This is a genomic window from Halochromatium sp. (assembly GCF_046541315.1).
GTDB lineage: Bacteria > Pseudomonadota > Gammaproteobacteria > Chromatiales > Chromatiaceae > Lamprobacter.
On sequence record NZ_JBKHDN010000199.1, the window covers coordinates 1 to 5,047 of the forward strand.

At 65.3% G+C, this 5,047-nt stretch carries 6 protein-coding genes; all 6 read right to left on the bottom strand.

Annotated features, from left to right (window positions below):
- Nucleotides 1-1,168 (bottom strand): rod-binding protein (locus ACLFQI_RS11450; RefSeq protein WP_410759446.1); only part of this gene is annotated, 1,168 nt, incomplete at its 3' end.
- Nucleotides 1,168-2,358, bottom strand: coding sequence for a flagellar basal body P-ring protein FlgI (locus ACLFQI_RS11455; protein WP_410759448.1), 1,191 nt, complete (start codon nt 2,356-2,358; stop codon nt 1,168-1,170). The genes ACLFQI_RS11455 and ACLFQI_RS11450, both read right to left, overlap by 1 nt.
- A 132-nt stretch (nt 2,359-2,490) precedes the next feature.
- The gene (locus tag ACLFQI_RS11460) at nt 2,491-3,183 is read right to left on the bottom strand and encodes a flagellar basal body L-ring protein FlgH (RefSeq protein ID WP_410759450.1); all 693 of its coding nucleotides are present in this window, start codon (nt 3,181-3,183) and stop codon (nt 2,491-2,493) included.
- A 27-nt stretch (nt 3,184-3,210) separates the two neighbouring features.
- Entirely contained in the window at nt 3,211-3,993 is a 783-nt protein-coding gene (gene flgG / locus ACLFQI_RS11465; protein ID WP_410759452.1) for a flagellar basal-body rod protein FlgG, read from the bottom strand.
- A 34-nt stretch (nt 3,994-4,027) separates the two neighbouring features.
- Nucleotides 4,028-4,786: a flagellar basal body rod protein FlgF gene (locus ACLFQI_RS11470; protein ID WP_410759453.1), complete on the bottom strand. Its 759-nt coding sequence runs from the start codon at nt 4,784-4,786 to the stop codon at nt 4,028-4,030.
- 6 nt (nt 4,787-4,792) lie between these two features.
- On the bottom strand, nt 4,793-5,047 hold a 255-nt coding region (locus tag ACLFQI_RS11475; RefSeq protein WP_410759455.1), incomplete at its 5' end, for a flagellar hook-basal body complex protein.

The window sequence follows — 5,047 nt, forward strand, 5'->3', positions numbered from 1 at the left end:
TGACGATCCCGGTGGTCGGCCCGTTCCAACGGCTGCCGGCCTTGATGCCGAACAGGTTATGACTGTTGCGGCCGTCGGCGGTGAGGATCTGATGCCGCCCCCAGCCGGTCTCCAGCGCCGCCTGCGCCAGGATCAGCTCGGCCGGCACGCCGGTCTTGCGACTGGCGGCCTGGGCCGGGGCCGCCAGCTGCTCGCGGAAGGCCTGGACAGGCGGCGCGTCCTCGCCCGCGACAGCCCCGAATAGCGGCTGAGCGCCCGGCGCGTTGCCCAATGCGCCCAACAAGCCGCCGGCGGAAGGCTCCCAGCCCTCGGTCACGCGCCCGGTGGTGGCATTCCAGCGTGCGCGCAGGCCGCCGCTTGGCGCTGCGTCCCGATCATTGCGATTGCGGTCATTGCCGACCAAGGCGCCCGTCGAACGCCCGCCCCAGGCGTCCAGGAAGCTGAGCGGGGCCGCGTCGTTGTCCGCGTTCGCGGAGGATGCATCGCCCTGAGCGCCGGCACCTGCTGCCGTTGCCGTCCGCGCTGCTGCAGAGGCCGTTGGCGCAGCTTCAGCCGCTTCCGCCGGGCTCGAGCGTGGCGTTTCCAGCATGCGCGGGACACCGCGCGGGATGCCGGCGATCAGCTGGTCGATCTCATTCGCCGCCTCGGCCGCGACCTTGGCCAGGGCCTTGGCCGCTGACTCGGTTGCCGGCGCGACCGAACTCGAACCCTCGGCCGAGCCCGATGCCTTGGTCAAACCCGACGCCGACGCAACGCCCCTCTTCCGCGCCGATCGCTCATCGCCCGCATCGCCCGCGGCACCGACGGCGACCGTAGCGTCTTCAGCACCCGCAGCATCCGCAGCATCCGCAGAGGCACCGTAACCACCCCCCGCGAGCTGCTCGATCAGCAAATCGGCAAGCCCGACACCGCGCTCGGCCAGGGTCTGCGCCCATTGGTGATCGAGCATCGACTGATAGAACTGGGTCTGCCGACTATTCGTTAAATCGCTGTTGGGCACGGTAGCGCGCATCTGCTTGATCATCTGATGCAGGAACATGGCCTCGAACTGCTGCGCCGCCTCGCGCAGCGCCTCGGGGCGCTGCTCGCGCGCGCTCTGTTGCAGCCGCTGCAGGCCCTGCATATCGAGCGCGAACTGGCCCTGGCTTTCCGCACCATCGAGACGCATCAGAGGATCTCCAGATCGGCGCGCAGCGAGCCGGAGGCCTTCAGCGCCTCGAGGATCGCCATCAGGTCCATGGGACTCGCGCCAAGCGCGTTGAGCGCGCTGACGACTTCCGTCAGATCAGCCCCTCCCACCATGCGCAGGAAGGTATCCTGTTCTTCGATGGTAATCTCGGTATCGGGCACGACCACGGTTTCGGCACCGACCGGAGCGAATGGCTGCGGCTGACTGACCTCGAACTGGGTGTCGATGACGACCGAGAGGTTGCCATGGGCGACTGCGGCGCGACGCAAGGTGACGGCGCTGTTCATCACCACCGAACCGGTACGCGGGTTGATCACCACCCGCGCCGGTGCCTCGGTCGGTGTCACCTGGATGTTCTCGATCCGCGCCAAGAAGCCAAGCCGGGTATGGTCGTCGGGCGGACCATTGAGTTCGATGACCCGGCCGTTGACGCCCTTGGCCATGATGCAACCGAACTCCTCGTTGATGGCATCGACGACGCGCTGCGCGGTACCGAAATCCGCTTCCTTGAGGACCAATTCGAGCATGCCTTCGCGGGCACCGAGATCGACCGGCACCCCCTCCTCGACAAGCGCGCCGCCGGGGATGCGCCCGGCCGCGAGCTGGTTGACCTGTACCATATCCCCGCCCCCTTCGGCGCCGGCGCCCGGCACCAGCAGGTTGCCCTGGGCGATGGCGTAGATCTCACCATCGGCGCCCTTGAGCGGCGTCATCAGCAGCGTGCCGCCGCGCAGGCTGCGCGCATTGCCGACCGAGGCGACATTGACATCGAGCCGCTGCCCGGGGCGCGAGAACGGCGGCAGATCGGCGGTGACCATCACCGCCGCGATATTGCGCAACTGCATATTGGTGCCCTGCGGCACCGTGATGCCTAGCTGCGAGAGCATGTTGGTCAGGCTTTGCCCGGTGAAGGGCGCCTGCATGGTCTGATCGCCGCTGTTATCCAGACCGACCACCAGGCCATAGCCCACCAAGGCGTTGTCGCGCACGCCGGCGAAATAGGCCAGCTCGCCGATGCGCTCGGCCAACGCCGGCGGCGGCAGCGCGAAGGCACTGATGAGGACGAGTAACAGGCCGCTCAGCAGCGAGCCGAGCGCGCGCTGGCGCTGATCGGCCGCTCGCAGGCGAGCGTGCTGGCGGACGGGTCGGACAGACGGATGTACTGGCATGCCGATGGGCGCGCGGCGCCGAGCGGGATGCGAACGAGGCGTGTGGGAAACGATGATCGCCATAGGGTTCATCAGCTGAATGATTCCAGGCCGTGAGGCGGGGGTTCCAGGCCGGAACGCCGAAAGCCGGTCCTAGAAGGGCGAGACATTGAGGAAGAAGCGCTGCAGCCAGCCCATGTGTTGGGCCTCGTTGATATAGCCGTCGCCGACATACTCGATGCGCGCGTCGGCCACGGTGTTCGAGGGCACGGTGTTCTGCCCGCTGATGGTGCGCGGATTGACCACCCCGGAGAAGCGGATGAACTCGACCCCCTGATTGATCGCGATCTGCTTCTCGCCGCGCACCCGCAGGTTGCCATTGGGCATCACCTCGTTGACCGAGACGGTGATGGTGCCGGTGAAGGTGTTGCTGGCGCTGGAGTCACCGCCGCCGCTGAAGTCGCTATCGCCAGAGGCCTCGACATTGAAGCCCATTCCCTCCAACTCCGAGATGCGATTGACGAGCGGAAGTGGTAACTGCGCGAGATCGAGATTGGCGGAGCCGTTTCGATCCGCGCTGGATTGGGCGTTCTTGGTGGCGCTAACCTCTTCATCGAGCACGATGGTGAGGATATCGCCGGGCAGGCGCGGGCGGCGATCCTCGAACAGCGGGCGGATACCGCGGTGGCGCTGATAGATCGAGCCGTTCGCGAGTCGCTGCGGCGGGTCCTCGATCAGAATCCGCTCCTGCTCGCCCACCACCGACGGCCGCGGCATCTGCGCGCAGCCGCTCGCCACCAGCAATAGCGGTAGCAGCCAGAGGAGAACAACCAGGCGGGGGCTCATGCGCGGAAACTCATGCCAAACGCGCGCCTAGAGCTGCGCCAGGCGAGCGAGCATCTCATCGCTGGTCTGCACCGCGCGGCTGTTGATCTCATAGGCGCGTTGGGTCTGGATCATGCTCACCATCTCCTCGACCACATTGACGTTGGAGGTTTCGATGAAGCAATACATCAGTCGACCGGTCCCATTGAAGCCCGGAAGATTCTCGTTGGGCGGTCCGGAAGAGGCCGTTTCCAGGTACAGGTTGCCGCCAATGCTCTGCAATCCGGTTGGGTTAATAAAAGTCGCGAGCGTGATTTGGCCAACTTCCTCCGGCTCCGCTTCGCCTGGGACTTCAACAGTGACGATGCCATCCTCGCCAATCGTGATTTCGAGGGCATTATCGGGAATGAAGATCGCCGGTTCGAGCGGCAATCCGTTAGCCGTCACCATCTGACCGTTCTCATTGAGCTGGAAATTCCCGTCCCGGGTGTAGGCGATGGTGCCATCCGGCCTCAGGATCTGGAAAAACCCCTTGCCCTGAATGGCCATATCACGGGTATTCCCGGTTTCCTCCAAATTACCTTGGGTGTGCAGGCGCTCGGTGGCGATCGGACGCACGCCAACCCCCACCTGCATGCCCGAGGGCAAGCGGTCCTGCGCGTTATTCAAAGCGCCGGGCTGGCGCAGATTCTGGTAAAGCAGATCCTCGAACACCGCGCGCGAGCCCTTGAAGCCGTTGGTGCTGACGTTGGCGAGGTTATTGGTGATGACATCCAGTTTGAACTGCTGGCCTTCAAGACCAGTCTTGGCGATCCAGAGCGATCGGACCATGATGCGAATTCCTCGGGTGTGCGGGGCCGACGCCTCAGCCTTGGAGCGACAGCAGGCTGTTGGCGCGTTGGGCGTTCTCGTCGGTGGCGCTGATCACCGACAGTTGCAATTCATAATGACGGGCGGCGTCGATCATCGCCGTCATGGTCTCGACGGCGCTCACATTGCTTCCCTCCAGGGCGCCGGTGACCAGGCGCAGGTTCTCGTCCTGATCGAGCGCGGCCACCTCGCCATCCTCGTCCTCGGGCGGTCGAAACAGACCATCGTCGCCACGAATCAGCGTTTGTTCGCCGGGATCGACCAACTTGACCCGGCCGACGTCGGCGATCGCATTCGGACCCTCACCCGGGCCAATGGCGCTCAGAGTGCCATCGGAGCCGATCACCACCTCCGAATCCAACGGCACGATGATCGGGCCGCCATCGCCAACCACCGGGCGCCCGACCACCACCAACATCCCATTGGCATCGATCTGCAGATCGCCGCGCCGGGTATAGGCCTCGGTCCCGTCCTCGGCCTGCACGGCAAGCCAACCATCGCGCTCGATGAGCACATCGAGCGGCCGATCGGTGGTGCTGACCGGACCTGGGCTGAAATCGGTGCCAGGAGTCGAGGCGACGCTCGAGGCGCGCGTGTGCAGCGGCGCCTCGCCCTGCACCGGCACCGCGCGCGCGGCATAGAGCTGCGCGCGAAAGCCCGCCGTGGTGACATTGGCCAGGTTATTGCCGACCACCGCTTGGCGGTCCATGCCCTGCTTGGCGCCGCTCATGGCGGTGTAGAGGATGCGGTCCATGAGCGATTAGAGGTTGATGATGGTTTGCAGCAGCTCGTCCTGGGTGCTGATCGAGGTCGAGTTGGCCTGATAGGCGCGCTGCGAGATGATCATGTTGACGAGTTCGGTCGCGAGATCGACATTCGAACTCTCGAGCGCCTGACCCTCGATGGTGCCGAAGAGGCCGGTGCCGGCCAAGCCAATGTTGGGTTGCCCGGACGCTCGCGCCTCACGCCAGGCATTATCGCCATCTCGGGACAATCCTTCGGGATTGATGAAATT